This is a genomic window from Clostridioides sp. ZZV15-6383, from assembly GCF_020657735.1.
Lineage (GTDB): Bacteria > Bacillota > Clostridia > Peptostreptococcales > Peptostreptococcaceae > Clostridioides > Clostridioides difficile_D.
On the sequence record NZ_JAGWCV010000007.1, the window covers coordinates 100,772 to 107,005 of the forward strand.

6 protein-coding genes are annotated in these 6,234 nt (G+C 26.6%); all 6 read right to left on the bottom strand.

All coding sequences use genetic code 11. The features are described 5' to 3' along the window. Nucleotides 1-158: 158 nt before the first annotated feature. Nucleotides 159-1,028, bottom strand: a complete 870-nt coding sequence (locus KGF42_RS04755; protein WP_200907954.1) for a L,D-transpeptidase family protein — start codon at nt 1,026-1,028, stop codon at nt 159-161. Nucleotides 1,029-1,143: 115 nt separating this feature from the next. Then, the gene (locus tag KGF42_RS04760) at nt 1,144-1,443 is read right to left on the bottom strand and encodes a DUF434 domain-containing protein (protein ID WP_107595718.1); all 300 of its coding nucleotides are present in this window, start codon (nt 1,441-1,443) and stop codon (nt 1,144-1,146) included. 445 nt (nt 1,444-1,888) lie between these two features. After that, complete coding sequence (locus KGF42_RS04765) at nt 1,889-3,277, bottom strand: dihydrolipoyl dehydrogenase family protein (protein WP_054274922.1); 1,389 nt, start codon at nt 3,275-3,277, stop codon at nt 1,889-1,891. A gap of 124 nt (nt 3,278-3,401) precedes the next feature. Then, complete coding sequence (locus tag KGF42_RS04770; RefSeq protein WP_227825882.1) at nt 3,402-4,679, bottom strand: cytochrome c biogenesis protein/redoxin; 1,278 nt, start codon at nt 4,677-4,679, stop codon at nt 3,402-3,404. Between the two features lie 136 nt (nt 4,680-4,815). Next, nucleotides 4,816-5,151, bottom strand: a complete 336-nt coding sequence (locus KGF42_RS04775) for a winged helix-turn-helix transcriptional regulator (RefSeq protein ID WP_054274924.1) — start codon at nt 5,149-5,151, stop codon at nt 4,816-4,818. Nucleotides 5,152-5,700: 549 nt separating this feature from the next. Next, nucleotides 5,701-6,234, bottom strand: a 534-nt coding sequence (locus KGF42_RS04780) for an IS3 family transposase (RefSeq protein ID WP_227825883.1), incomplete at its 5' end; no start/stop codon positions are given.

Genomic DNA, 6,234 nt, shown 5'->3' on the forward strand with positions numbered 1-6,234 from the left:
TAACAATCTATCCCCTAGATTAATTATGTATATTTATAAGAGAGTGCCTCAAAATATTTTTTATTTTATTACTGGTACTCTCTTATGATTAAAATATTTTTTATTAAATACTAGTATCTAATCTTATTTATTAAAAATCTATGCTTATAATAATTCTCTTAATGGATTATAACTGTTGTTGTATCTGGTATATTATCGTATATCCATTTCGCATTTTCTGTACTTAATCTTATACATCCATGGCTAAGAGCTTCACCAAGTCTGCCATCTATTATATAGCTTCCTGTTGAATCATATAGTACAGAATGATAGTAATATCCTCCTTTAATTCTGGTAGCATACTTAACTGAATATTCATCTGTTCCAAAAGAAGGCTTTCTTCCACTTATATAAAATATACCTGTTATAGTTGGAGTATCAGGTTTACCTATAGTACATTGCCACTTGTAAAGTTGTCCCCAGCCTCCATTGTCTTTCTTAAAAATATAAGTATATTTATTTCTAAGGTCTGTTACAATTAGATAGTCACTAGTACTTTTAATGTTATTTTCATTAACAAATTTAGTCATATCAGTATAAAAATAGTTATAATCTAATTCATTGGGTTTATTCCCATCAGTCGATAAAAAATAATTAAAAACATACCCTATTTTATCATCATATACAACCTTACTCCAATCTCCATCTACTTGTAAGACTTCAACCCTAGATTTTTCAGGAATTACTGTAATTATATTGGAAGTTGTAGATTTATCTTCTCTTAAGTTTAAGTTACTCCAAGTATATTCGCTTACTGATACCAAATCCTTATATACATATCCTTCTTGAGAATTGTACATCACTTTAATCCAGTCATCTTCTTCATCTAATACCTCCATTTTAGCTCCCTGAGGTATTACAGTTATGATACTTGAATTTGTAGATTTTCCAGACCTCAAATTTACATTTGCTAAAGCATATTTATATATAGGCGCTCTGTATTTTTTAATATTTAGTTTAGTTAATTTCACACATATCCATCCTCTCATATGTCTTTTTACAACATTTTATGAAATTCGATATGTATCCGTTCTCCTATTTTCAAACTTTACTTGTATTACTAATAGTATTTCTATATATACTTATATTTTCATTTCTATTTGTCTACTTATTTAAATTTACGATATTGCAGTCTTTAATATACTCTTCAATTATACTTCTAGCCACATTAAAATAACTTATACACTTATTAAAGCCATCTATATTTACGGTATTTTCTTTGATTTTATCTAGAGAAAGCCTCTTTGATTGTCTTATAATATTTTTTTCATCAGTACAGACTGCCCTTTTTAATGCATCTCTTTGTCTTATAGAAAACTGGTATCTATCACCAACAAAAGTAACGACTGGGTCTACTTTGTAATCTCTATTGATTAGCCATTCTATTTCTTCTTTAGCCTTTATAAGTCTTGTTAATTCTTTACTTGAAAACTATCTTTTATCACTATCATCAAACCCTATTTTAAATATCTTATTTATATCATTTCACCACCTTGCTTTAAATATATCACTGTACTACATTAAATACAGATTATTTCACTTTTTAGGATAATTTTTAATACCATTATCTTATCCATTTAGATTATTCAATATTTATAATTAATTATAACGCTTAACCCCACTTAATAATACAGAATAATAGATTCTATATTATATTTATAAGTTTATAACATAAATAGGTAGTGTTTCAAAATAAACTTTTTAGTTCATAAGGTAATCTTCTTTTATAAAATCCAATATATTTTTATCATTTAAACAGTAAAAAAGAGACTTATCTCTATTTTTTGAGATAGCCTCTTTATAAAATCTATTTATAATGATAATTTTAGATTTATATATTAAATTTATGTTATACTTCTTTTATCATATTAGGAGATAGAACATCATTAAGAGCTTCTGTCATAGTTGGATGTGCATAAACGCGATCTCTTAAATATGTGTACTCTACCTCTAAATCTACAGCTAATTGAATTAAGTGGATAATCTCACTTGAACCTTCACATATCATAGTAGCTCCAAGTATCTTATTTGATTTCTTATCTATTACTATTTTTATAAATCCATCTGCCTTACCAATCTGTTTAGCCCTTGGGATTGCTTCTACTGGCATCTTTGCTACTAAGACTTCATATCCTTTTTCTTTAGCTTGCTTAACATTAAGACCAACTCTTGAGAATGCTGGGTTTATAAATATAGAATTTGGTATATTTTTTCTATCACTAGTTGTTCTAGTCTTATTTCCAAACATTTGATTAATAATTATACGATAATCATCTAGTGAAATATAAGTAAATTGTGGACCTCCATTTATATCACCTATAGCCCATATATGTTCTTTATTAGTCTTAAGAGTATCTGATACTTTAATAAATCCTCTTTCATTTAATTCTATGCCTGCATTCTCTAATCCTAGTCCTTCAGTATTTGCCTTTCTTCCTGTAGCTACAAGTATCATATTACTTGTTAATTCTTTCAATTTACCATCTATTTCATACTCTATTGTAGCTAAGTTAGAAACTTCTTTAATCTCTTTTATCTTTACATTATTTATAATTTTTACATTTCTCTTTTCAAGCAATTTTATTATTTCTTCCGAGTCTTCAATATCTTCATTTGGTAAAATAACATTATTAGAATTTAATATTGTAACTTCTGTTCCAAATGAACTGTAAATACCAGCAAACTCTAAACCTATAAAACCAGCTCCTATAATTGTCATTTTTTTAGGTAGAGTTCTTAGCTTCATAAGAGACTCACTATCATATACTACATTCTTGTTTTCAATACCTTTAATATTAGGTATAAATGGTCTTGAACCAGTATTAATAAATATCTTATCTGCTACTAACTCATAAACTTCATTTTCAGTTTTAACTTGGATCGTTTTTTCATCAATAAAAGTCCCCATTCCTGTAAATATAGTTACATTATTATTTGAATTTAACTTATTATAGTTAGCTTCTCTAAGCTTTGTAATTAAAGTTTCTTTTTTATCTATAGCTTTCTCATATTCAACTTGAGCTTCATCCCAAGAATTTATATCCTTTGCTTTTATACTATTTGCTGAATTCTCTAAGCTTTTAGTTGGTATACATGCCACATTTATACATGTTCCTCCATACATCTGGTCTGACTTTTCTATTAAGGCTACTTTTAATCCTTTGTTTGCCAAATCTCCTGCTAATGTTTTTCCACCTTTTCCAAATCCTATTATTATAGCATCAAATATTTTTTTCATATAATTTTCAACCCTTTCTTGTGTTGTTTATACTTTTACTATAGCAAGATTATCTAAATGCTACAATTAGGTACTTTTTTGTAACCTTAAATGTATTTATAACCTTATACTTAAAGATTTTAATTTATTTATTTCTCTGGTTTTCAATAAAAGATGCCATAGTCTCTTTATCCATAGCCCCTGGAATATACTGAGTTACATATCCCTCTTTATCAATTATAAATGTAGTTGGAAAAGCATTAATTCCATATTGATATGCTAACGCTCCATCTTCATCAAGTGCAACTGGGAAAGTATACCCTTGTTCTTTTAAGAAGTTAACCACATGTTCTCTTGAACCTTCTCTACCTAAATTAGGTGAAGCTACTCCTAAAATTACTACATCTTCATTATTTTTATTATAGTCTTTATATAGTTGCTCTATGTGAGGCATTTCTTCTTTACATGGAGGACACCATGTAGCCCAGAAATTTAAGAATACAACTTTACCTTCATAATCACTTAATTTATGCGTTTTACCATATTGGTCTGTTAAAGTAAAATCAATAGACTTTATTCTATCTTCATCATTAGACCCTGTATTGCTATTTTCATTATTAGAGTCTTTTTGACTATCATTACCACCAGAATTTTCTTCTTTATCATTAGAATTTTCTCGTTTATTTTCTTCTTGCTTACTTTCAATTTTACTATTTTGTGACATATTAAAATGTTTGCTTATACTTCCAAATCCATTTACCATCATTAATATTCCTGACACTATAAGTATAATTCCACCTATTTTTTTAATAATTTCCATGTTGGACTTTATCTTATCTATAGTTTTAAATAGTTTACTATAAAACATAGCTGTAATTATAAATGGCAAAATGAAACCAATAGTATATACTGCTATTAAAAGATTGGCACTAAGATGATTACTTGAACTTGAAACCATTACTAATACAGATGCCAATATTGGACCAATGCAAGGTGTCCACCCAAAACTAAATGTAAAACCTAACAGAAAAGCTGTTATTGCTTTCATTTCTTTAAACTTCATATTAAATCTTTTTTCTCTATTCAATATTGAAGATTTAATTATTCCCATGTAAAACAAGCCCATGATAATAATTATAATCCCACCAATAAACATTATTAAATCTTTATTTTCATTAAAAAACATACTCAATACTTTTACTGATGAACCCAATATAAAAAATGTTGTTGATATTCCAAGAGCAAAGAATATAGTATTTTTAAATAGAGAACTTCCTATAAAACTCGTTTTTCCTTCTTTTAGATTCTCTACACTGCTATTTGACAATATACTCAAATAAATTGGCAAAATCGGCAATATACATGGTGAAAAGAACGATACTATACCTTCTATAAATACTAAAAATAAATTTACATTTTGCAAATTAAAATTCCTCCTTGTTTTATTTTCAACATTACAATCTTACTTCCAAAGCAGAATCTGATTAAAAAATTATGTAATTTTAATACCTTTTTCTACTCATAGTTTAATTAAATCCTTATTAATCCCAGAGCAAATTCTAGTATTTATCACAATTTAAATTTTTATTGCTCCACATAATCATTTTTTCCATAACAGGAAGTAATAGTAATCCTGATTCACTTAAAAAATATGTTGACTCTACAATATTATTAACCAGTTTTTTTTGGTTGACTATAATTCCTTGTTCAATTAGAAAATCTAATTGTTGAGCTAACATTTTCTTACTACAATCTGGTATAGCTCTTTGTAACTCTCCAAATCTTTTTTTATCTTTTTGTATTTTCCATATAATTATAGCTACCCACTTTTTACCTAATATACTTGATAAAGCTTCTACTGGACAATCATATATCATATCATCTATGTTGTACATTTTATTCTCCTCTTTTCTTTATTTAATTTATTAAATAAGCTTCTATAGCAATGTATTTATTGATTTTACAAATATACCTAGCTTTACTTAATTAAAATTTTTATTGTATATATTCCTAGAACAAACTATTTTAGATTTCATGTAATTAATATATCAGTTTTATAAATACATAACAATTGGTCACTTTTTTGTAACTACATCAACTCTATTAAGATACAATTTTCACTTTATTTTATTATAATTTCATTGATTTTAAACTATTGATAAAATCACTCTAATATAATAATTCTTTATTTAAACTGCTTATCCTGTTAAACTATTTATTATGCTTCAATAAATTTTATATGAAATATTAAATCTATACATTAATATTTACCCAAATTTATACAAATTAAAAAGGGTGTGTCTCAAAATGAACTTTTTAGTTCATAAGACACTCTTTTTTGTATGAAATCAAATATATTTTCATCATTTCAACAATGAAAAAGAGGCTTATCCTCTATTTTGGATATGTCCCTGTCAAGTAGACAGACTTAAAAAAGGCTATCTTTACTCGGAATGAGTTCGATATTCAATCGGACTCATTCCGTTTTTTAATTGTATTCTTTCATTATTATAAAAATAAATATAATCATTTATTAGACTAATCATTTCCTTTGGATCTGTAGTATCAATTAAATATATTAATTCAGATTTAAAATGACTGAAAAAACTTTCTATAGGAGCATTATCCCAGCAGTTGCCCCTTCGGGACATAGATTGTATAATACCATTATCCTTAAGCCTTTTAGAGTAAGATCTACTTGTATATTGTGAACCTTGATCTGTATGTAAAATACAATCTTTAGCTACATTCATATTTATTAGTTGATTTACTGTATTATTAACTAATTTAGAATCCATTTTTGTACTTATCTCATATGCGACTATTTCACCGTTAAATAAATCTTTGGCTACATTCATATATAAGAATTTTTTACCGATAGGTATGTATGTTATATCCATACAAATTTTTTCTAATGGTTGATTAGCTGTAAATTCACGATTTAATATATTATCATATACCTCAGATGATTTAAACTT